Genomic DNA, 22,878 nt, shown 5'->3' with positions numbered 1-22,878 from the left:
CGATGCCGCCTGACCGGTTCGAAGGGGCCGCTTGGCGCGAACTGCCCGTCCGCACCGCCCTGCCCGCCCTGCACCGCGCGCTGGACGAGCACGGCACCGCCGTCCTCGCCGCCCCGCCCGGCACCGGCAAGACGACGCTGGTGCCGCTCGCCCTGGCCGGGCTGCTCCCCGGCTCCGGGCCAGTGCGCCGGGTGCTGGTCGCCGAGCCGCGCCGCCTCGCCGTCCGGGCCGCCGCCCGGCGGATGGCCTGGCTGCTCGGCACCGCCGTCGGCGGCCAGGTCGGCTACACGGTGCGCGGCGAGCGCAGGGCGGGTCCGGACACCGTGGTCGAGGTGGTCACCACCGGCGTGCTGCTGCAGCGGCTCCAGCGCGACCAGGAACTGCCCGGGGTGGACGTCGTCGTCCTGGACGAGTGCCACGAGCGGCACCTGGACGCCGACACCGCGCTCGCCTTCCTGCTGGACGTCCGGGCGGCGCTGCGTCCCGAACTGGGGCTGGTCTGCGCCTCGGCCACCTCCGACACCGCGGCCTGGGCCGAACTGCTCGGCGGCGCCCCGGTGGTGGAGGCGCACGGGGTCTCCCACCCGGTGGAGGTGGTCTGGGCGCCGCCGCCGCGCGCCGTCCGGCCCGCGCACGGCACCCGGGTGGACCGGGCGCTGCTCGACCACGTCGCGGCCGTCGTACGGCGGGCCTTGGACGAGCGCGACGGGGACGTGCTCTGCTTCCTGCCCGGCGTCGGCGAGATCGCCCGCGTCGCCGGCCAGCTCAACAGCACTGTGCCCGACGGGGTGGGCGCCGAGGTGCTGCAACTCCACGGCCGCGCCCCGCAGGCCGTCCAGGACGCCGCCCTCACCCCGTCGTCGCAGCGGCGCGTCGTGCTGGCCACCGCCGTCGCCGAGTCCTCGCTCACCGTGCCCGGCGTACGGATCGTGGTCGACGCCGGACTCGCCCGCGAGCCGCGCACCGACCACGCCCGCGGCCTGGCCGGCCTGGTCACCGTCCGCGCCTCGCTCGCCGCCGCCCGGCAGCGGGCCGGCCGCGCCGGACGCGAGGCCCCCGGCACCGTCTACCGCTGCTGGGCCGAGGCCGAGGACGCCCGTGCCGCCCGCTACCCCACCCCCGAGATCGCCCTCGCCGACCTCACCCCCTTCGCCCTCCAGGCCGCCTGCTGGGGCGACCCGGACGCCACCGGCCTCGCCCTGCCCGACCGGCCCCCGGCAGGGGCGATGGCCGCCGCCCGGCAGACCCTGCACGCTCTCGGCGCGGTCGACGACGACGGCCGGGCCACCCCGCGCGGCGTCCGCCTCGCCCGCACCGGCCTGCACCCCCGGCTCGCCCGCGCCCTCGTCGACGGCGCCCCCGCGGTCGGCGCCCGGCGGGCCGCCGAGGTGGTCGCCCTGCTGTCCGAGGAACCCCCGCGCGCCCTCGGCGACGACCTCGGCGCGGTGTGGCGCACCGTCCGCGCCTCCGGTGACCCCTACGCGGGCCGCTGGCGCGACGAGGTCCGTCGCCTGCTCCGCGCCACCTCCGACAAACCCGCCACGGCACTACCCGACACGACCGCCGCCGGCCTCGTCGTCGCCCTCGCCTTCCCCGAGCGGATCGCCCGTGCCCGGGTAGAGCGGCCCGCCCCCGGCGAGCGCAGCCCGTACCTGATGGCCTCCGGCACCGCCGCCGAACTCGCCCCCGGCACCACCCTCGGCGCCCTGCCGTGGCTCGCCGTCGCCGTGGCCGACCGCCCGGCCGGCTCCCCCTCCGCCCGCATCCTGCACGCCGCCGCGCTGGACGAGGACACCGCCCGACTCGCGGGCGCCCCGCTGCTCACCGCCCGCGAGGAGGTCCACTGGAACACCCGGCACGGCGAGGTCGTCTCCCGCCAGGTCGAATCCCTCGGCGCAGTCGAACTCGCGGAAAAGCCACTCAACCGCCCCGACCCGACCTTGGTCCGCGCCGCCCTCCTCGAAGGCCTCACCCGCGAAGGCGTGAGCACCCTCCTGACCTGGCCCTCCCCAGGCCTGCGCGAACGCCTCGCCTTCCTGCACACCGCCATCGGTGCCCCCTGGCCCGACGTCAGCGACGCCGCCCTGCTGGAACGCGCCGACGAGTGGCTGGAGCCCGAGCTCTCCCGCGCCCGCCGCCGCGCCGACCTCGCCCGGATCGATACGACGGCCGCCCTCCAACGCCTACTCCCCTGGGCCACCGGCGAGGCCGGCCGCCTGGACGAGCTCGCCCCCGAACGCATCACCGTCCCGTCCGGCTCGAAGATACGAGTCGACTACAGCGACGAACGCCCGGTGCTGGCCGTCAAGTTGCAAGAACTCTTCGGCTGGACGGCGGCCCCCGCCCTGGCCGGCGGCCGCATACCACTCACGATCCACCTGCTCTCCCCCGCAGGCCGCCCCGCCGCCGTCACCGGAGACCTGGCGTCCTTCTGGCAAAACGGCTACCACGCCGTCCGCGCAGACCTGAGGGGCCGCTACCCCCGCCACCCCTGGCCCGAAGACCCGACCACGGCGGAACCCACCCGCCGCACCAACACAAGGAAGTAGCGAAGGACTTACCGCTCCGCGAAGTCACCAACCCGGAGCCCGGAGAGGAAAGACACCCAGGCAGAGGCCGGGAAGACAAGGACCGGCCCCTGCGGGTCCTTGGAGTCACGCACGGGGACGAGGCCGGGGAACCCGGGGGCCGCCTCGATGCAGTCGCCCCCGTTGCCTCCGCTGTAGCTGCTCTTGCGCCAGACAGTCGCGTCGAGCTCGATCCTCGTCATCCTTGAACCCTTTCAGCGCATCAGCGATCAGCGCGAGCGAGTCGGCTACTGACAGTGCCGCCCCGTGAGCCAGATCATAGCTGCGGCGATGCGCTGCCACGATCGCCGGATCATCACTGCTATGCCCGCGATCGAGGCTTTCGGAGTACACACAGGTCCGACCGTCAGGCATCTCCAACATCACCATGGACTTGTCGATGATGGCCTGTCGACACTCGAATGGCGCGACCTGAATGACCACGTTGGGCAGTCGCGCAACAGCCAGCAGGTGTTGCATCTGACGCTTCATAACCCATGGCCCACCGAATACTGTCCGGATGGCGCTCTCATCCAGGATCACCTGCAGAAGTGGCCCTTCCGGATGCAGGAACCGCTTCTGCCTCGCCAGTCGAGCCGCCGTTCGCTCTTCGATCACCTTGGGCTTTCCTGCCGCGTCGCTGACCGCAAACACAGCCTCCGCGTACGCGCGGCACTGCAACAGTCCATGCACCACAGCCAGCTGAAAGATCCTCGCTGCTACCGCCTCAGACTCCATGTCGACATGGGTCTGAAACCAATCCGGGTGCTCAACGCCCGCATTCCAGTCCACCCTCCCCCAGAGCCGCCTCAGTGCACCGCCCGTATTGAGCAGTTCATCGGCTACCTCCACCAGTTCCGGCGGCATGCGGCGCTGACCCGTCTCATACCGGGTGATGTTCGTCCGGCTGCAGTGCAGCAGCTTGCCCAGCTCCTGCTGCGTGAAGCCGGCCAGCTCCCGGTAGAACCGCACCTCCTCGCCGAACAACTCCGCCGAACTGGCCGTCAACTCACGCTTGAACCGCCGATGTGCCACAACCGGCCCCCTCACGCACCACGTGCCTCTGGTACCTGATTTCGGCCATCACCGTACCTCCGCATCCCGGACCATTGAGGCCGGAACGCAATCATCTGCATGCATAGCGTGATTGCGCACTACCCTCGCGCTCCCTCATCCGCCCCCCGAGGAACTTCGCCATGCTCGTCTCCCACCGCCCCCGCACATTCGCCGCCCGCCTGGACTCCCGGGCCGAATCCACGCCCGTCGCCCGACAGTTGCTGCGCGCGTACCTCTCCGCCCTCCCCTTCGGCGAGCGCTACTCCGACATCGCCGAACTGCTCCTCGGCGAGCTGTTCGCGAACGCCGTCCAGCACTCCGACGCGCCCGCCGACCGCCTCATCGAGATCCGCTTCGCCCTCGTCCACCACCGCCTCCGGCTCGAAGTTCACGACGCCGGCACCGGCCGCCCTGCCCTCCGCTCCCCCACACCCGACGAGGAACACGGACGCGGGGTGCTACTCGTCAACGAACTCGCCGAACGCTGGGGCTGCTGCCCCCGAGCCGGCGGAGTCGGCAAGTTCGTCTGGGCACTGATCGCCCCCTCCGCCACCTTCCTCACCGTCTGAAACGGGCGCCCACCATGCGACTCTCCCTCACGGCCCGGCACCTGTTCGACACCGGTTCGACTCCGGCCGAGGTCTACGCCGCCCTGGCCCGCCGCACCCGCGACCCGCTCCGAGCCGCCCGCGCAGTCTGCGGCGCCCTGGGCATCCCAGCCGCCGACACCCAACTCCGGCTCGACGACTGCTTCGACGCCCTGCTCGCCGACCCCCGCCCGAACTCCGAAGCCGACACCGGCGAACTCCTCGAAGCACTCGGAGTCTTCGACATCCCCAAGCCCCTCAACGCCCGCGACCTGGCCGTCATCGACCTCTTCCTCACAGCGATCGACGCCCTCGGCGGCATCCGAGCGGGCCACCAACACGGCCTGGCCCGCTGGTTCACCACCGGCAACCTGACAGCCGCCTACCTCTCCCTCGCCGCCACCCACCCCCGCCCCACCACCGGCGACCCCACCCACTACTGGACCACCCTCGTCACCGCCGGCGAACTCCTCACCACCACCCCCACCCCCGACCGCCGCATCAAACCCGCCCTCACCCACTGCCGCACCCAAGCCACCCGAGCCACCACCCCCTAACCACAAGAAGTCGCCCCCACCGACTTCCTGCGCGACACAAGGCAGCCAGCTCTCAAAGCACGCCAAGGACGCCACCCGTAAGCAACTGGGGAATGCCATGGACGCTCGTTCGCAGTCCCCTCTATCCTCCACTCGATCTCTGCGGTGAAAGCCATCGCAGGCATGCGCGATGGGAGTTCGTTCGTGGAATCAGCACCCGCTGACAGCAGATTTAATCCAGATCCCCGAGCTGCCCTCCACCGAGGGCTGGTGGCTGATCCTCGACCGTTGGCACTGACCACGCAGGCGCTGCTTGCACTGTTTGCCGTTGCGCAGGTCATGTCGAACCTGAACACCGGGACAGGTTCAAGAATCTTTCCCACGGCCATCTTGTTCGAGATGCCGCTGTTCCTGGGCACAATCGTGGCATTTCTCTGCTGGCTCAGACGATGCCGGCTCAATGCCGAGACCTTCGCTCCGAACACGCACAAGTACTCGGTTGGCGGAGCCGTCGGAGTGTGGCTGGTCCCGGTTCTCAACTGCTGGGCCCCGCGCCGTGTCATGCTCGACCTCTGGCGAGCGAACGGATCGGCCGGCGCCACCTGGGTGATCAACGGGTGGTGGGTGACGTGGATCGCGAAGATGGTCGGGATCTCGGCCTACGTGGTGGCCGTCCCGCACGGCAACCTCAACAACCCTGTCGTCGTGTTCATCAACGTCGCTGCCGCAGTCCTCACCATCGTCATGGTTGAACAGGTCACCGCCGTGCAACGCGCCAAGATCAAGGAATAGTTACCGAGGCCCGGCAACCGCGCAGGCCGGGCCACGCTGCCCCGCTGGAAAAACCACGGTGGCTCCATCGGACTCGGTCCGATGGAGCCACTGCATTCAATCGACTCAATTCCTCAGGGGAACAGGGATGTCGAGGTCCCCTGCCTGAATGTCCGGTCTCCGCGAAGGCGGGCCAGTCTCGCTGAACCCGGGCCGTCTGTCCTCGGCGGCCCGGGTTGGCTGAGACGCCGCGGCTCACGAGGGCCTGGCCGACGTGCTGGCGGACGGAGTTGGGCCCGGCCGAGCGAGACCGCGAGACGGTGCGTGTCCCGCTGCACCTGGACCACCGCAGGTCAGGTCCCCGCGGTGGTCCACCTTCACCGGGACCGGACACTGAACGGCCTCAGCTGGTTCGTGGGAGCAGGTTCCACTTCTGGGCGGCGGTGCCGTTGCAATCCCACAGTTGGAGTCTGGCTCCGTTGGTTGTTGAGGCGCCGGGGTCGTCAACGCATCGGCCGGAGGTGGGGTTGTAGATGCTGCCGTCGGCCCTGGGGAGGAAGATCTGGTTCGGCCAGACGTTGCCGCAGGTCCAGACTTCCAATGGGGTCCCGTTGGCGGTACCGCCTCCGGTGGCGTCGAGGCAGCCGCCGAGGAAGCGCAGGGTGCCGTCGGGCTTGAAGGTCCACTGCGCATTGCTGGGGTTGCAGTCCCACAGCTGGACGGCGGTGCCGGGTGTAAAGCTGGCACCGCTGGCGTCGATGCACTTGCCCGTCTGGGCGGAGTTCGCGATGGGGCTGTTCTCGGCGTAGGCGCTGAGGACGCCCGTCGGGCCCGTGTCCCAGGCGTAGTAGGGGTCGGTGGTGGTGGGGTGGCCAGTGAAGATCTGGATGATTCCGTTGGGCGTCTTGCGCCAGAGGGTGGGGTTACCGGTGCCGGTGAGGTCGCCGTCGGACCCGATGAGGGGCCAGTCGGTGCTGGGGATTCCCCAGCCGATCTTGGTGTCGGTGGCGACGCCGGTGAGGGTGGGGTAGCTGCCGCTCTTACCGAAGGGAAGGGCGACAGTGATAGTGCCGGTGGTGAAGGTGTAGCCGCGCAGGTCACCTGTGCTCTGGTTGCGCGCCCACAGGCCGGGGTGGCCTTGGCCGGCCCAGTCGCCGGGGGAGATGAGGTCCCAGCCCTTCAGGTCGATCTTTGCGAACCTGGTGGGTGAGCCGAGGACGGCGTCGCCGATGGCGGGGTAGAACCAGAGGGCTCCGGTGCCGTCCGGGCTGCTCTCGACGGTGAACAGGCCGGTGCGGTTGAGGAACTTCTTGCTGGTGTCGAGCTGGGTGGTGCTGGGGTCGCCGCTGGCGGCGATCTGAAGCGTGGTGGACCAGTCGGCGGCGTTGTACCCGGTGCAGTCCGTCAGCTTCGGGTCGCATGCCGGCTTACCCAGTGTGATGCTGCCGTCGAAGACGCCGGTGACGCCGGTGTTGCCGGGGTTCTTGTAGTAGTAGAGGCTTTTGCCGTTGTCCTTGTGGACGAAGAGGTCATCGACGTTCCCGCCGCCGCGCAGGCTACCGCGGTGGGTGACGTGGTAAAGAGCCCAGGAGTCGCCGTCGGGGGACTTGGCCATCAGTGAGGCGAGCGGCGCCTTGGGCGCGGTGGCGGGGATGCTGTAGGCACGCAGGTCGCCGTTCGGGTCGGCGGCGACGATGTCGGGCAGCGCGTCGCCGGTGACGTCACCGAAGGTCGGCGCGGGGCTGTTCGGGTTCCACGGGACGTAGAAGGCGTACTGCGCGACCGGGGAGAGGTTGCCGGCGTTGTCCTCGGCCTGGATGTAGAGGACGTTGGTGCCCCAGCGTCCGGCGGTCACCGGGATCTGACCGGTGGGCATGGAGCTGCCGCACTGCCAGGTGGCGTCGACGAGTTGCGGGTCGAAGCTCCAGCGCAGGCACACGACGCCGGAGGCGTAGGCGCCGCTGGGGTTGGGGTCGGTGGCGGTGAAGGGGACGCCGCCGCTCTGGCCTGCGTAGATCTGGGGTGTCTGGCCGTTGCCGCTGGGCGGGAACTGCTTGGTCGTGTCGGCGACGGTGGTGGGGAAGGTGAGGGTCGGCGGGGTGAGGTCGACCTTGAAGTAGCAGTTCGGTGTGGGGGCGGACCAGGGCACGCCGTCCAGGCCGTCGGTGGCTTGCATGTCGTAGCCGTAGGCGTGGCCGTCCTGGATCAGGCCTGCCGGAAGCTGGAAGCTGGTGGTGCCACCACTGCTGACGTAGGGCGTAGTGCCGCTGGCTCCGTTGGAGGATTGGTAGTCCCAGATGTGGTCCCAGGTCGCGACCTGGGCCTGGGCGTTGCTGGTGACGGTGGCGTTGAGCCAGACGGCGTTGTTCTGGGCGGAGCCGGCGCCGAGCCAGGCCCAGTCGTTGGCGTTGCTGTCACCGCAGGACTGGTTGGTCCCGCCGGGGACAACGGTCGTCGGGGCGGGCCACACCGCCGGGTTCGTCGGGGTGTTGGGAATGCGGTCGTACATCACGGACAGCGTCGGCTGGTAGGTGAACCGCTTGAACGCGAGCTGGTTGTTCTCGTCGCCGTAGAGGCCGAACGTCAACTGACCATAGTTGACGTACTGCTGCATCGCGCCGGTGATGTCGAAGCTGAACGGAACGTTGTCGTGGCACGGGTCCTTGCCCGAACCGCCGACCCAGGCGGTCGTGCCGAGCGGGCCGCTCACCTGCCCGGGTTGGTTGGACCACGTCGTGCCGCTTCCGATTGGCCCGGTAACGTAGAGGTTGAGCGGGTACGTTGTGGTGCATGACCAGTCGGCCGAGACGTACTCCTGCAGGCTCATCGTCGCGGAGTTGATGACCACTCCGTTGAGCGCGCTGATGTCGAACTGGTAGAAGCTGCGCTCGATGTCGGCGGGGATGCAGCTGCCGCCGTTGGGGTAGGTGCCGCACTTTCCGACGCCTGGGTGGTCGGAGTCCTTGGGGCCCTGCCCGAGCCAGTTACCGCTGTCGTGGGCCGACTGGACCCAGGTCCAGGCGTTGGCCGACGTGCTCCAGGGCAGGAAGGCGGGATCGATGTAGTAGGGCGCCGTGCCGTGGGCCAGGAGGTCCTGGTTGGGCGTCAGGTCGATGCCGGTGGCGCCGGCCTTGACCGGCATCTCGGAGACCTTGGAGCCCGCACCGGGCCCGGCATCGGTGCCGGTCGGAGCGGCCTTGGCCGGGCCCGCCTGGATATCGGCGGGTGCCGGGGTATCGGCGGCGGGGGCCGCCATGAGCATCGTGGAGGCCTTGACGGCGGGAGCAGCGGGCGCCGCTGTTGCGGTGGCGCTGTCCCACATCTGCGGGGTGCGCGCGGTCCAGCGGGGCTTGCCGTCTGCGGCGGTGGCGGTGATGTTGCCCTTGGCGTCGCTGGTGACGGTGACGCCGTCGGCGGTGGTGTCGAAGTGCAGGTTCTTCAGAGCCGGGTTGGCGGCGGCTGCCTGGGTCTTGACGACCAGCACGGTCGAAAGGCCGCCGAACTTGGTGGCGGTGACCTTGAGGTCGATGTCGGGGGCGACGGACGGGTACACCACGCTGTCGCCGCTGACCACGGGTGCGGTGAGGGCGAACGGGGCGGCGAGGGCCAGCTTCTTGCCGTCCGCGCTGGTCATGGTGGCCAGCGGTCCGTTTCCGCCCTTGGACAGCACGAGCTGCCCTGCTGCGGACTTGGGGGAGAATGTGCCGTCCTGATTGGCCGCAAGGGTGGCGTCCAGCCCCTGCCAAACGCCGCCTCGGCGCACGCGCTGTTGGTCCGGGTGGCTGGTGAGTGCCAGATGTCCCTGGGGGGTGGCGACGGTCTCGCTGAACTCGGTGGTGAGCGAGTCGATCGGGACGTTCTTGCCGGTCGCCTTGGCCTGGGCGATCGCCGTCTCGGTCGCGTTGGCAGGGGGCCGCTCCTGCATCATCTTCGCGGTCGCGGCATCGATCGCTGTCTGCGACGGCACCTGCGGGGTGTCGGCCACGGCCGAGGCCTGCGGCCCTGCAAGGGCGGCCGTGAGCGCCAGGACCGCTGTTGCGGCCAATGCGCTGGACGACGCACCCCCGTGGTATCGGCGCTTTCTGTTCAAAACGGGAATCTCCCCCAAAAGACAACAGTGGACCTGCATGGACGCAATCGAGGGGCACCGTAGGGGAGGCCCTGACATCAACCCAACTCGATTCGGCGGCGAAATGCTGACTTGCCGCGAAATGGCCGATACGTCGACCTGCGTGAGAAGTATCACCTAAGGCGAAGTCTTGACTGCACGTCATCAAGGTCCGCTAGCATCCGCCGGTTCGGATACAGGACATGCCTCCCGTATTCGGGGGCCAATGCTTGGGGGATGTAAAAGAGTGTCATTTATACAACGGTCTGGCCTCAAGAAGACAAAGGGTGGGAGGGGGAGACTGCGCGGACGGCTTGCGGCCGTCACGACGGTCGCAGTCCTCGGGTCGATGCTCGCGCCCCTGCCGATCGCGGCTGCGGCGGGCGGGCCGGACTACTCGCGCAAGTGGTCGCCGCCGAACACTGCCCTGCCGAAGACGGCCTCGATCGCCGGCCAGAACGTCAACCCGATTCCGGCCCCTAAGCCGGAGCACCCGGTGCCGCCGACCTGGACCCCGCCGAAGAACCCGCAGGCGATCCCGGGCGGCCACGCCTCGGTGACCCTCGGTTCCGCCCCTGATCCGCATCCCCTGGCTGAGGGCGAGAAGCCGCAGGCCGGTGCCGAGGCCAAGGTCTCAGGGCTTCCGGTCACGGTTGCACCGTTGGCCGGCTCGTCCGCTGCGGGTCAGACGATCCAGGTCGAGGTAGCCGACAGCAAGGCCTCGGTGACCGCCGGAATACCCGGTGTCGCGGTGACTCTCACCCGCCCCGGCTCGGGGGATGCCGCGGCAGTGCGTCTGGGCGTAGACGCGTCGAGTTTGGACAGCGCCTTCGGCGCGAACTGGGCGGCACGGGCGCACCTGGTGGTTCTGCCCGGTTGCACGACGACAACGCCGCAGGCCCAGGACTGCCGCAAGCAGACGCCGCTGGAGTCGCACTACGACCCGTCGACGAAGAAGCTCGTCGCTGACGTCCCGCTGACCGGGACGGGGGCCGCCGCGACCGCGACCACCCCGGTCACCAGGACCGCCACCGACGCCGTCACGGGGGCGGCCCGGGCGGTGTACGCGGACTCCACCACCACCTCGACCACGATCGGCGTGGTGTCGGGGGCGTCCAGCGGGGCCGGAACCTACTCGGCAACCCCGCTCGGAGCCTCCCAGTCCTGGACCGCCGGCGGCTCGTCGGGCGCGTTCACCTACGGGTACCCGGTGCAGGTGCCACCGGCGCTGGCCGGCTCGGCCCCGAAGGTGTCGCTGTCCTACGACTCTGCCTCAGTGGACGGGCGCACCTCGTCGAGCAACTCGCAGGCCTCCTGGATCGGCGACGGCTGGGACTACGGTGCCGGCTTCGTCGAGCGGTCGTTCAAGCCCTGTTCGCTGGACGGGATCACCGGCTCTGGTGACCAGTGCTGGGGCGGCGCGAACCTCACCCTGTCACTCGCGGGTCACTCCGGTCAGCTGGTTCCGGACGACGCCTCCTGCCAGTCCGGTGCGCCGGCGGCGATGGAGCAGGCGGCCTGCACCTGGCGGCTGAAGGACGACGACGGCACCAAGATCCAGTTCCTGACCGGCGCGACCAACGGCACCTGGAACGGCTCCTACCTCAAGGTCACCGACACCAGCGGCACCGTCTACTACTTCGGCCTGAACCACGTCCCTGACGCGAACGGCAACCCGACCGCCCTCGGCGCGGACAGCGGCTCGGCGTGGACCCTCCCGGTCTACTCGCCCAACAACGGCGACCCGTGCTACGACCCGGCCAAGGGCAAGGGCTCGTGGTGCCAGACCGCGTGGCGCTGGAACCTCGACTTCGTCGCGGACCCGCACGGCAACCTCACCACCTACACCTACGTCCCCGAGACGAACTACTACTCCCGCGGTGGGGCCCAGAACAACGGCAACGGCACCAGCACCGCCTACACCCGCGCGGGCACGCTCTCCTCGATCGGCTACGGCCAGCTCCTCTCGGACCAGCTGAACAACAGCGGCGCCTACAACCCCGCCGCGAAGATCGTCTTCAACACCTCCGAGCGGTGCGTCACCTCCACCGCGGCCTGCGACCCGTCCCAGCGCACCGCGGCCAACGCGGCGAACTGGCCCGACGTCCCGCTGGACCAGCAGTGCGACGCGAGCAGCACGTGCGCCGTCTACGGTCCCACGTTCTGGACCACCAAGTGGCTCGCGTCCATCGCCACCCAGATCCGGGTCAGCGGTGCCTACCAGACGGTGGACTCCTACGCGCTCAACCACACGTTCATCAACGTACAGAACGCCACCGAGAACACCCAGGTCCCCTGGCTCGCCTCGGTGCAGCGCACCGGCCAGGACCCCCAGGCGAACGGCGGCTCCATCACGCTGCCGCCGGTGTCCTTCACTTCCCAGCTGCTTCCCAACCGTGTGGACGGCACCAACCTGGTGCCCGCACCGCCGGCCTACAACCGGCCGCGCATCCAGCTGATCACCACCGAGACCGGCGGCACCATCGGCGTCAACTACGCGTCTGCCGGCTGCTCCCGGGTGAACAACGTCATGCCGGCCTCCGCCGACAGCGACACGCTCTCCTGCTACAACGTCAAGTGGAATCCGCCCGGCTCGATCATCGGTGCGGCGCCCGTGGACGACTGGTTCCTGAAGTACCCGGTCGCCAGCGTCACCACGAACCCGGCGACCCCCGGTTCAATCCCGATGGTGACCAACTACACCTACGGCAAGGCCGCCTGGCACCGCAACGACTCGTCGGCGACTCAGGACAAGAACCGCACCTGGGACCAGTTCCGCGGCTACGCGAGCGTCACCGCCGTCTCCGGAAGCGGCAACGACGGCCCGCAGTCGCAGAGCTCGACGACGTACTACCAGGGCATGGATGGTGACATCCTCGCCAACGGCACAGGGCGCAGTGTCCAGATCGCCGGCCCGATGAGCGGCCAGGTCACCGGCACCGCCACGGTCACCGACTCCGACTGGATCTCCGGCCAGGTCCTGGAGTCCGACACCTACACCCAGGCGGGCGGCAGCATCGCCGGCTACACCGTCAGCACCGCGGGCGGCCCGGTCACCACCGCCACGCACAGCCAGGGTGCCAACCTGCCTGCCCTCACCGCTCGCTACGCCACCACCAGCGCGACCACCACATCACGGTCGCTGAAGGCGGACGGCACGTGGCGGACGTCGGCGAAGAGCACCACAACCGACAAGGCCAACGGCAACCGCGTCCTCACCTCGATCGACACGGCCGACGACCTGCCGGACATCTGCACCCGCACCAACTACGCGGCGGGCTCGGACCCGCAGGTCCTGGCACTGCCGTCCGAGGTGATCGCGGTCTCCGGTGCGAACGCCTGCACCGCCACTCCGACTGCCGCCAACACCGTCTCCTGGAGCAGGTCGGTGTACGACGGCCGGCCAGTCGGCCAGGTCGGCACCGCGCACGACGTGACGAGCAGCCTGACGCTCGACCACTACGACGCCGGCGGAACGCCGCAGTTCACCGCGGTGAACAATGCTTACGACGGTTACGGGCGGCTCGTCGGGACGACCGACCCGAACGCAACAGACAGCGCCCACCCGGGCGGCGCCACCACGACGACGGCCTACACCGCGTCGACGGCCGGTGAGCTCCCGAACAGCCTCACCGTCACGGCCCCGGCCCCGGCCGGAGCTGCCGACGCCGCGTCCGGGCGAGTCAGCACGACCACGATGGATCCGGCACGCTCCCTTCCGATCAAGGTCACCGACCCCAACGGCCGTAGCACCAGCCGGTCCTACGACGCGCTCGGCCGGATCACCGGCGTGTGGCTGCCGGGACAGGACACCACAGCCAGCGCCAACGCCACGTTCGCGTACTCGACCCCGGGTGTCGTCAACGGCGCCGCCGTGCCGCCGACCGTGACCAGCTCCAAGCTACTGGCCGACGGGAAGTACGCCGTCAGCATCCAGATCATGGACGGCGCAGGCCGGGTCGTGCAGACCCAGTCCACCCCGGCCCTGTCCGCCTACAAGGCCGGACGGCTGATCACCGACACGGTCTACGACTCTCAGGGCCGGGTCACCCGGGCGAACAGTCCTTGGTACAACGACAAGGCCACGCCCAGCACCACGCCGTACGTGACCACGACGAAGGAGGTCCCGGCCCAGGCCTACAGCCTCTACGACGGCCTCGGCCGCCCCGTCACGCAGCAGTTCGTCGCCTACGGCGTCGCCCAGACCACCACCACGACCGCCTACCCCGGCATCGACCGGACCGACACCACGCCGCCTGCCGGCGCCACGCCCACGTCCACCGTCACCGACGCCCGCGGTCACACCGCCCAGCTGTGGCAGTACAAGACCGCCACCGCCACCGGCAACCCGGCCGACGCGGACGTGACCTCCTACACCTACACGGCCGACGGGCACCTCGCCACGCACAAGGACGCGGCGGGCAACACCTGGAGCCGCGGCTACGACCTGCGGGGACGTGAGGTCACCGCCACCGACCCGGACACCGGGACGAGTACCAAGGCCTACGACGCCGACGGTCGGCTTGGCTCGAGCACCGATGCGCGCGGGCAGACCATCGCCTACACCTACGACCTGCTCGGACGCACCACAGGCTCGTACGCCGGCTCGGTCGCACCAGCCAACCAGCTGACCGGCTTCACCTACGACACGGTCCTCCCGGGCCAGCCCGCCACGTCGACCCGCTACGTCGGTGGGGCCTCCGGCAGCGCCTACACCACCGCTGTCCTGTCCTACGACACCGCCTACCACCCGACCAACATCACCACCACCATCCCCGGCACCGAAATCGGGCAGGGCACCACCCCGTTCACCTACACCTACCAGGCGATGTTCGACCCGGTCACCGGCGCGCTGACCGACGACGACCGTTCGGCCGTCGGCGACATCGCCGACGAGTCGATCCACTACTCGTACGACAACAACGGCCCGCTGATCACCTACGGTGCCTACGGCGGGGCCACCTACGACCTGTCCTCGGACTGGGACGCCTTCGGACGCAACATCCGCTCCACCATGAACCCGTGGGGCACCCAGATTGTCGTCACCAACACCTACGACACCTCCACCGGCCGGCCGCTGCAGCAGTTCGTCGACAAGCAGACCGCCGCCACCGGCGCCGTCCAGCAGCTCACCTACGCCTACAACGCGGCCGGGCAGATCACAGCCGTACGGAACATCCCGGACAACACCCCGTCGTCCACCGATCTCCAGTGCTTCGGCTACGACTACCTCGGCCGACTCACCAACGCCTGGACAGACACCGGCACACTCACCCAGGCCCCGCAGCCCACGGTGGGCGGCGTCGGCTCCTGCACCAACGCCACCCCCACCAGCGGCGCCCAGGCCCCGCTGAGGACCACCGTCGGGGGACCCGCCGCGTACTGGCAGAGCTACGGCTACGACCTCACCGGCAACCGCACCCAGCTCGTCCAGCACGACCCCTTCGGTGACACCACCAAGGACACCACCACCAACCAGGCCTTCCCGGCAACCGGCACTGTCAACACCCCGACCACCGCGCCCAACACCGGTGGCGGAACCGGCGGCCCGCACGCCCTGACCGGCTCCACCACCACGGCAGCGGCCGGCACCACGGGCAGCAGCACCCAGTACGACGCGGCCGGCAACACCACCGCCGTCACCGACACCTCCGGCACCGCCACCCTGACGTGGAACGGCGAGGACAAGCTCGCCTCCTACGCCAAGACCGGCACCCCCGGACCGACCACCTACCTCTACGACGCTGCCGGCAACCAGCTCATCCGCCGCGACCCCGGCAAGACCACCATCAACCTCGGCGGCGACGAACTCGTCTACACCGGCGGCACCGTCACCGGCATCCGCTCCTACCAGATCCCCGGAGGCATCACCCTGGTCCGCCAAGGCGGCACCAGCACCTACCAGATCGCCGACCCGCACGGCACCGGCACCCTCGCTCTCGACGGCTCCACGCTGGCGGAGTCCCGGCGGCTGTCCGACCCGTTCGGCAACCCCCGCGGCACCCAGCCCACCACCTGGGGCGGCGACCACGGCTTCGTCGGCGGCACAAAGGACGATGCCACCGGTCTCACCAACCTGGGCGCCCGCGAGTACCAGCCCACCACCGGCCGCTTCCTCAACCCCGACCCGCTCATCGGCCCGGACAACCCACAGCAGTGGAATGCCTACGCCTACAGCAACAACGACCCCGTCAACTCCAGTGACCCGAGCGGCCTCTACACCTGCCGCAACGGCCACGAAGGCTGCAACGAACACGGCAACGCCTGCGGCAGCGACTGTTCCGCCGAAGCCACCATGGCCGGCGACTGCGTCACCAGCGAGTGCAGCCACAGCACGGTCAACCAGAACCCTGACCACACCATCGCGGAGCAGAAGGAAGCCCGCGTCAAGAAGATCATCGACGACGCTTATCGGGCATACACGAAGAAGACCTGTTACGACACGTCGCGACTCGGGAAACGCTGCACCAGCCAGCAGCAACGGGACCAGGACCTGGATCATGTCAAGGCCATGGACAAAATGCTGTCCGATATGTCGGTCGTCATCCCTTGGTACAAGTGTGCCAAGGGTGGCGGAGCAAACGGTTCGGACCCGGAAGCCTGCGACGCACTTGGCGCGGCTATTTCCAGCTTTGACCTGGGCCCGGCAGCGCGAGGTATCAACTCGATGCTGGCAACCGGTGAAAAGTCAGCCCTAAAGGACCTTATGAGAGCCCTCGCACGACTCTGCGAGGACAACAGCTTCCCCGCAGAAACCGCCGTGCTCCTCGCTGACGGCAACACAAAGCCGATCGGAGAAATCCACGTCGGCGAAACCGTACAGGCAACGGACCCGTCAACAGGTCAGACTCATGCCCAGAAGGTCACCGATGTCATCAAGACCCTCACTGACGTCGACTTCACCGACCTAACAATCCACACAGCAAACGGCGACCAGACGCTAACCTCAACCCAGCACCACCCATTCTGGGACGCGACCACCGAAAAGTGGGTCAACGCCGCAGACCTGCGAGTGGGAGACAAACTCCGCCAGGCGGACGGCACTGCAGCGGCCGTCACGGCACTCCGCAGCTACACGAAGCCCATCATCACCTACAACCTGACAGTTGGCGAGTTCCACACGTACTATGTACTCGCCGGAACTACGCCGGTGCTCGTGCATAACTCATGCGGACCGAGCGGGGGAGGGACAGTATTCTCCCACTTCACGGACGCGGGCGGCGTGCAAGGTATTGCAGGCGTAGATGTGAGTGGAATGTCCGTTGGTCAGACAATCACGGTGAGGAGTCTGCAGTTCGGGAAGGGCTCGAACGGATTCATGGCCACCGGCTCGGGTGACATGTTTGCCACGGACTTGGAGCGCGATGCAACTTCAGGCCAGCTTGGCAGGATCGGCGTATTCGGTGACAGGCAGAACTATGTGATCCAATTCAGTCAAGAGGCTGCCTTCGATCACGGCGTGAGGCCGCAAATGAATCCTGGAAATAGTTCGATCTACACTTTCCCGGGTGGAACTACGCTCGGCGGGGGCTACACATACACAGTCACGAGGGTTCGATAAATGGAATTGTCGACTAGGGTTAAGCATGCGCTGGATTCCCTTGAATCGCCGGACCTTGAGTCCCGTGTCCGGGCTGTGGAGGACCTCGCGGCCTGCTCTTCAGTCATCGTCGAGCGTGTAGTTGCCTCGTTCGAGACGGACGAGGAGGCTCGGTTCCTGATCTTCGAGCGGCTGGGACGGTTCGGGTCGCTCGCGGTCGATCCTATGGAACGCGTGTATCGGGAGACGGACGACGAAAGCGTGAGACTGATGTCGGCGTCAGCCCTGATTTACATGGGGAGTGCCGTAGGAGTTCCGTCACTCCTGGGGGTGATCGCGGCTGGGAATCCAAATTTGTGTATGGCCGCCACCTCTCTCTCCTCGGCTGGAGTAGCGGAAGCTGCCGAGCCGATCGAAAATGCTCTTCTCGAATGTGATATCTCGGATGCCAAAACCTTGGAGTGTCTCGTCTCCTCACTCCGGCGATTGAAGCATTCGATGCCCGAAAGCGTTCGTCTTCGCTTGTCTGAGATTGAGCCGAAATGGCTGCGCGATTCGCTCCTCGACTGGGTGTAAGCCCGATATTTAGACGTGGCGGTTGGTAGTATTCGGCTGTCATGCAGAAGCCCCACCGGAGGTATTCCCGGTGGGGCTTCTGAACGTCTTGACGGCAGTAGTTGACGGCAACGTCAGCGGACGAGTGCTGCACAATGCGGCGGATCGTCGCCGTCGTCGGGCTCGGTAGCGCCAGTTGCGGGGTGGCGGAGGACGTTGCTGAGGGTGTCGATGGCCTGCCGCTGGAGGCGGAGTCGGACGTGGGCGTACACCGTAGCGGTGACGCCAATGTGGGCATGTCCGAGCAATTCCTTGATCACGACGAGTTCGACGCCCTGTTCCAGGAGGAGGGTCGCCGCCGAGTGCCGGAGGTCGTGGAAGCGGATGCGGCGGAGCCTGGCTCGGCGGAGCAGGGCGGTGAAGTGTCGGGTGAGGGTGGCTCGGGCTTTGCCCTATTTTGTAGACACTCGCCTGCTATGCGACCAGGTCCAGGCTATCGACGCTAGTAGCGTGCTGTCGTTCGTAGTCGACGGGGCTGCGGTAGCCGAGGGCGGAGTGTCGCCGCTTGCGGTTGTACCAGGCCATCCAGGCGAAGACCGCCATGCGGGCCTGCGGCCTGGTCAACCAGCGTGAACCGTAGAGCAGTTCACGCTTCAACGTGGCGAAGAAGGACTCCGCGAGGGCGTTGTCATAGCTGGAGCCGACCCGCCCCATCGAACGCCGTATCCCGTACGCCCGGCAGACCTCGGCGAACGCCGCCGACGTATATTGCGCTCCGCGGTCGGAGTGAAAGACCACCCCGCGCACGTCGTCGCCCCGGGCGCCGACCGCGGACCGGACGGCGTCGATGACCAGGCCGGCGCGCATGTGCTCCGCGAGCGACCAGCCCACGACCCGCCGCGAGTGCATGTCGATCACCGTCGCCAGATACATCCACGAGCCGCCGACCGGCAGGTACGTGATGTCGCCGCACCACCGGACGTCCGGCGCCGGAGCGGTGAACACCCGCCCCACCAGGTCTGGCGCCGGTGGCACGCTCCGGTCCGCGACCGTCGTGCGGACCGTGCGCCGCAGGTGCCGGCCGGCGATCCCACGCTCGCGCATCAGCCGGGCGACGCGCTTGTGGTTGACCACACCGTGCCGCTCCCGCAGTTCGCGGGTGATCCGTGGAACGCCGTAGGCGCCGTTCGACTCGCTGTGGATCTCCTCGATCCGAGCGCCCAGGTCCTCGTCGGCGGACCTGCGCGCGGCCCGGGTGGCCGCCGCGGCGATCCACCGGTAGAAGCCGGACGCGGAGACGCTCAGCACCCGGCACAGCCGCTGTACTCCGTACAGGTCACGATGGTCGGAGATGAACCGCCAGCGGCCGGTCATCGACCCATCTCCTTGGCAAAGTATTGGGCTGCCTTCCGCAGGATCTCCTTCTCCAGCTCCAGCTCACGGACCTGCTTGCGCAGCCTGCGCAGTTCCTCGCGCTCGGTCGGGGTCAACGGGCCCTCACCGCCCGCACCCGACGCGGCCGCCTCCGCCCGTGACCGCGCGACCCACTGGCGCAGCGATTCCGGGTTGACACCCAGCTCGCGCGCCACCGACGGGATGCGCCGCCCGCTGGACTCCACCAGCGCGACCGCGTCCCGCTTGAACTCCCCCGAGTACCTCGCAGTACCCATGAGGACATCCTCTCCACGGACCCCAAGATCCGCTTCTCAGAAGTGTCCACAAACCGGGGTAAAGCCCACGATTACGGTCGCCCGCTGTTCACACCGGGGTCTTGGAGGGCGGCGTACCGTTGGCGAGGAACGAAGACGCAGGTTCAGGGGTGGCCATGGCGGAGAGCATCGGTGACCGGATCGGGCGGTTGCGCCGACGCCGGGGCATGACGCAGGAGCAGTTCGCGGAGGCGTCCGGGGTGTCGGTGGCGACCATCCGGAAGCTGGAGCGCAACGACCGCGAAAGCGCCCGTATGGGCACCTTGCGCCAGCTCGCCCAGGCGTTGGGCGTGAAGACGACGGACCTGATGCAGACCGGTCCGATCGAAGCCCCGGTCGCCCCGGAGGTCGATCCGGCCGGGATTCTGGCGATCCGTCGGGTGATCACACCCGCCAGGGGCTTGGGCCGGGTGGCCCATGCTGATGACGTTCACGACGCCCCGACCATCACCGGCGTCCGCGCGTCGGTGCGTGAAGGCAACCGCCTCTACCAGGGGGACGACTACGCGGCCACACTCGGAGCACTGCCCAGTGTGCTGACCGAGGCAGCTCAGGTCGCCGAACTGGCACAAGGGGAAGCCCAGTTGGCGGCGCTGGAGGTGCAGGCGCAGGCGTACCAGCTGGCCGGGTCCACGCTTATCCACCTGCGGCATGACGATCTCGCGTACCAGGCCCTGAACCGGGCCATCGACCTGGCCGAACGGAGCGGGAACCAGGTTCTCGGGGCATCCGCGGCGGTCTCGCTGTGCTGGCTGCTCCTGCGACAGCGCCGCTTCGACGAGGCCGAAGACGTGGCCGTCGCCACGGCGGACGCCATCGAGCCGTCCTTCCGGCACTCCACCGCCAGCCACCTCGGCACATGGGGCTGGCTGCTGCTGCGAGGATCAGCGGCGGCCGTGCGCAACAACCGCACCCCGGAGGCGGACGAGATGATCCGGCAGGCCAAGGCCGCCGCCGTCCTGGTCGGCCGGGACGTGATCGACTACCACGAGTACTGGACGACCTTCGGCCCCAACACGGTGGCCATGAAGGAGGTCGAGAACGCCATGGTCCTGCGCGAGTACGGCAAGGCACTCCAGCTCTCCGGACAGGTCACCACACCCGCCCGCTCCACCTCCAACAACCGCAACCGCCACCTGCTCGACCTCGCCGCCGCCCACACCGAACAACGCGACTACGCGCCGGCCACCGACATCCTGCTCGGCATCAAGCAGGCCGCCCCCGAATGGCTGCGCTACCAGCGATACGCCCGCGACATCGCTACCACCCTCGTCACCCGCCGCAAGCGCGGCCTGTCCCCACAACTCGTCGAACTCGCCGACTTCCTCGCCGTCGAGCTCTGACCAGCACGGCAGAGACACTACGTACCAGATCCACTCCGGAGGATGGGCGAACTGACCCGGCACGTTCCTGGGCGACCCGACCTCGACGCCCGACGATCTCAGTAACCGCACGAACGGCACGGACCGACACAGCATCACCAACGGTCCCGAGCCGAGCCGAACTGAGATGGGACGAAGAGATGACCAAGCCCGCGCAGCCCACCGCCGTCGTCTACCTGTGCACGGCCAAGGACGAGCCCGTCGTCACCCGGCAGGCGATGTGCGAGCGGATCGCCCGCGAGTCGGGCCTGCACCTCGCGGGTGTGATCCACGACGACGAGGGCGCCACCGAACCCGACCAGCGCCGAGGACTCACCTACGCCCTGCAGATGCTCCTCGACGGCGACGCCGACACCATCATCGTCCCCACCGGCGAGATGCTCTCCGTCCTGCCCGACGAGAAGGCCCGCGTCAGCCGCTCCGTGCGGAAGGCCGGCGGCCGGATCATCGTGGCCAGCGAAGTGAGCGCCCGTAGCTGATCCCGGCTTCGTCTTCGCACAAGGCTGCCGCCTCGGGATGCGGGGAGTGGGTCTCTCGGCCGTCGGCTGTGCCGCAGTCCAGTACGGACATGGCCGGTCCAGTGAACAGCGGTGGCGGGCAGGCGGGTTCAGCAGTTCAGCAGGACGCGGCCCTGGTGGTGGAGTGCGTCGAAACTTTCCTTACGGGTTCAAGGCGGCCCGCTTGCGCGGGCCGCGCGCCCGCAGGCCGAGCCGCCCCGCGCTTCCTGTCTACGCCCCACCGCGCGACGGCCCGGCCACCTGCGCGCGCAAAAGCAGAGTGTGCCTGGCAGGGCCCGATGATCGCCTGGCAGCAGGCCAACAACGGGGCCAGCCAGGGAAGCCGGGACCGGCCAGCATCCAAGCCGCGTCTCCGGGTTGGCGCTGACCGAGAAGGCCAGCGGCTCGCACCAGGCAGGGTGGCCCAGCGCCAACGCTCCATGGCGAGGCTCGGTGCTCAGGCGCGGGCCGGGCGGCGAAGCGTGCTCTACCCACCTACCCGAGTCGGGGCCCTCGTCGGGCAAGACCAGGGGGCCACGGGACAGAACGGCGGGCAGGCAGGGACCTGCCCCGTCGCCGGGCAGCGTACGGCCCCCTGGCCATGCCCGACCCCAACCCGGGCAGGACACCGGCCAAAGCCCGCTCCACCGCCCTCACTGCCACCCACCCCAAATACCCCCAGTGGTGTAGACCTCTGACGGCAACGCTGACGGCAACAGGGCAGGACAGCAACGCACTTCCACGGACCTTGACGGACCGGTAGATTGCCGCTCACCTGCGAAAACGCGGTCAGGAAGGGGGCGCCTATCACACTTACTATGTACTGGCTGGAAACGCTCCAGTACTGGTGCACAACGTGGGAAATTGTCCCGTGGATGGGGTTCCGCCAGGGGTGTTTCAAAGTCCCGGTGATCATGTGGACCGGCTGGTCAGGTAATGCCCAGGAGGTCCAGCGGCCGGTTGAAGGGGTCGTAGGAGACGTGGCGGAGGCCGGCGGCGATGTTGCGGTGTCCGTGCTTCCGTAGCGTGTTGATTGCCAGGTTTCGCAGGGTCGCCATGTTCTCGGGGCCGTGGCCGGTGCGGATCCTGGAGTTGTCCTCGCCGAAGGTGGTGTCGCGGACGAAGTGGAGCCGGTTCTCGATGGTCCACTACAACCTGGCGATTTGGCCAAGCCGCTGTGGTGAGGCTTGTTGGGAGGTCAGGTCGGTGATCGCGTAGACGGTCTGGCGGCTGACGGTGCCGGTCCTGAGGTCGGTGCGGTGGCGCAGGATGCGGACGGCCTGGACGGCGTGGGGGAAGCCGAGGTCGAGGTCGGTGATAGTGAGTGCCCTGGTCACGCGGGTCTCCTTGCGACCGTGGCTGATCTCGCGGTCGAAGCGCCGTGCGGTGACGTCCTTCCAGGGCAGCGACCGGAGCCTGCGCTGTAGTTCGGGCTGGTTGGCCTTGACGACCAGCAGATAGTGGGCGTTCTTCTCCTCCACGATGACCTGCGGGTCAGCGAGCGGTCAGTGAGGCGCTGGCGGCACGGCTGGTTCTGGCAGGCCCCGGCCGTCCGGCATACCAGGGCACG

General features: G+C 68.7%; 14 protein-coding genes and 1 pseudogene. 8 read left to right on the top strand and 7 right to left on the bottom strand.

Annotated features, from left to right (window positions below; genetic code table 11):
- The first annotated feature begins 2 nt into the window (after nt 1–2).
- Nucleotides 3–2,549 (top strand): ATP-dependent helicase HrpB, encoded by a 2,547-nt coding sequence (gene hrpB, locus KV557_RS20840; RefSeq protein WP_218202406.1) that lies wholly within the window; start codon nt 3–5, stop codon nt 2,547–2,549.
- A gap of 8 nt (nt 2,550–2,557) precedes the next feature.
- Here the strand turns inward: hrpB and KV557_RS42815 are convergent, their stop codons facing one another.
- A complete protein-coding gene (locus tag KV557_RS42815) occupies nt 2,558–2,698 on the bottom strand; it encodes a DUF397 domain-containing protein (RefSeq protein ID WP_308129996.1) in 141 nt (46 codons plus the stop codon).
- Nucleotides 2,655–3,602, bottom strand: a complete 948-nt coding sequence (locus KV557_RS20835; protein WP_308129991.1) for a helix-turn-helix domain-containing protein — start codon at nt 3,600–3,602, stop codon at nt 2,655–2,657. The genes KV557_RS42815 and KV557_RS20835 overlap by 44 nt, the downstream gene beginning before the upstream one ends.
- Nucleotides 3,603–3,763: 161 nt before the next feature.
- Here KV557_RS20835 and KV557_RS20830 point away from each other — a divergent pair, with 161 nt between their 5' ends.
- From KV557_RS20830 to KV557_RS20820, 3 genes are all read left to right on the top strand, one after another.
- On the top strand, nt 3,764–4,192 hold the full coding sequence (locus KV557_RS20830) for an ATP-binding protein (RefSeq protein ID WP_218202405.1): 429 nt from the start codon (nt 3,764–3,766) through the stop codon (nt 4,190–4,192).
- A 14-nt stretch (nt 4,193–4,206) separates the two neighbouring features.
- Nucleotides 4,207–4,767, top strand: a complete 561-nt coding sequence (locus KV557_RS20825; protein WP_218202404.1) for a hypothetical protein — start codon at nt 4,207–4,209, stop codon at nt 4,765–4,767.
- Nucleotides 4,768–5,034: 267 nt separating this feature from the next.
- On the top strand, nt 5,035–5,538 hold the full coding sequence (locus KV557_RS20820) for a DUF4328 domain-containing protein (protein ID WP_218202402.1): 504 nt from the start codon (nt 5,035–5,037) through the stop codon (nt 5,536–5,538).
- Between the two features lie 382 nt (nt 5,539–5,920).
- On the opposite strand, the gene KV557_RS20815 is transcribed toward KV557_RS20820, so the two are convergent.
- Nucleotides 5,921–9,562 carry a ricin-type beta-trefoil lectin domain protein gene (locus tag KV557_RS20815; protein WP_218202401.1) on the bottom strand — a complete coding sequence of 1,214 codons (3,642 nt, stop codon included), beginning with the start codon at nt 9,560–9,562 and terminating at the stop codon, nt 5,921–5,923.
- 412 nt (nt 9,563–9,974) lie between these two features.
- Here KV557_RS20815 and KV557_RS20810 point away from each other — a divergent pair, with 412 nt between their 5' ends.
- Complete coding sequence (locus KV557_RS20810) at nt 9,975–17,186, top strand: polymorphic toxin-type HINT domain-containing protein (RefSeq protein WP_218202400.1); 7,212 nt, start codon at nt 9,975–9,977, stop codon at nt 17,184–17,186.
- Nucleotides 17,187–17,741, top strand: coding sequence for a hypothetical protein (locus KV557_RS20805; protein WP_218202398.1), 555 nt, complete (start codon nt 17,187–17,189; stop codon nt 17,739–17,741).
- 113 nt (nt 17,742–17,854) lie between these two features.
- Here the strand turns inward: KV557_RS20805 and KV557_RS20800 are convergent.
- Both KV557_RS20800 and KV557_RS20795 read right to left on the bottom strand, forming a co-directional pair.
- Nucleotides 17,855–18,154: pseudogene (locus tag KV557_RS20800) on the bottom strand (tyrosine-type recombinase/integrase); the annotation flags it as partial.
- Between the two features lie 40 nt (nt 18,155–18,194).
- Nucleotides 18,195–19,390 (bottom strand): IS3 family transposase gene (locus KV557_RS20795; RefSeq protein WP_256177718.1). Its coding sequence is split into 2 segments (ribosomal slippage): nt 18,195–19,109 and nt 19,112–19,390, totalling 1,194 coding nucleotides; the frame shifts between segments, so codons are not numbered across the junction.
- Nucleotides 19,391–19,545: 155 nt separating this feature from the next.
- Between KV557_RS20795 and KV557_RS20790 the strand changes: the two genes are divergently transcribed.
- Nucleotides 19,546–20,772: a helix-turn-helix domain-containing protein gene (locus KV557_RS20790; protein ID WP_218202396.1), complete on the top strand. Its 1,227-nt coding sequence runs from the start codon at nt 19,546–19,548 to the stop codon at nt 20,770–20,772.
- A gap of 179 nt (nt 20,773–20,951) precedes the next feature.
- Nucleotides 20,952–21,290, top strand: coding sequence for a hypothetical protein (locus tag KV557_RS20785; protein WP_218202394.1), 339 nt, complete (start codon nt 20,952–20,954; stop codon nt 21,288–21,290).
- 947 nt (nt 21,291–22,237) lie between these two features.
- On the opposite strand, the gene KV557_RS44890 is transcribed toward KV557_RS20785, so the two are convergent.
- Nucleotides 22,238–22,366, bottom strand: a complete 129-nt coding sequence (locus tag KV557_RS44890) for a hypothetical protein (protein ID WP_374106656.1) — start codon at nt 22,364–22,366, stop codon at nt 22,238–22,240.
- A 90-nt stretch (nt 22,367–22,456) separates the two neighbouring features.
- Nucleotides 22,457–22,789, bottom strand: coding sequence for a hypothetical protein (locus KV557_RS20775; protein WP_218202392.1), 333 nt, complete (start codon nt 22,787–22,789; stop codon nt 22,457–22,459).
- Between the last annotated feature and the right edge of the window lie 89 nt (nt 22,790–22,878).

Origin of the sequence: Kitasatospora aureofaciens, assembly GCF_019192735.1 — a bacterium.
Classification (GTDB): Bacteria; Actinomycetota; Actinomycetes; order Streptomycetales; family Streptomycetaceae; genus Kitasatospora; species Kitasatospora aureofaciens_A.
This window is presented reverse-complemented; position numbering and strand designations above follow the sequence as displayed.

Bases quoted from the DNA above. Each gene is read 5' to 3' on its own strand.
- KV557_RS20790 (WP_218202396.1), top strand. From the start codon at position 19,546: ATGGCGGAGAGCATCGGTGACCGGATCGGGCGGTTGCGCCGACGCCGG.
- KV557_RS20785 (WP_218202394.1), top strand. From the start codon at position 20,952: ATGACCAAGCCCGCGCAGCCCACCGCCGTCGTCTACCTGTGCACGGCC.
- KV557_RS20810 (WP_218202400.1), top strand. From the start codon at position 9,975: ATGCTCGCGCCCCTGCCGATCGCGGCTGCGGCGGGCGGGCCGGACTAC.
- KV557_RS44890 (WP_374106656.1), bottom strand. From the start codon at position 22,366: ATGGCGACCCTGCGAAACCTGGCAATCAACACGCTACGGAAGCACGGA.
- KV557_RS20830 (WP_218202405.1), top strand. From the start codon at position 3,764: ATGCTCGTCTCCCACCGCCCCCGCACATTCGCCGCCCGCCTGGACTCC.
- hrpB (WP_218202406.1), top strand. From the start codon at position 3: ATGCCGCCTGACCGGTTCGAAGGGGCCGCTTGGCGCGAACTGCCCGTC.
- KV557_RS20825 (WP_218202404.1), top strand. From the start codon at position 4,207: ATGCGACTCTCCCTCACGGCCCGGCACCTGTTCGACACCGGTTCGACT.
- KV557_RS20805 (WP_218202398.1), top strand. From the start codon at position 17,187: ATGGAATTGTCGACTAGGGTTAAGCATGCGCTGGATTCCCTTGAATCG.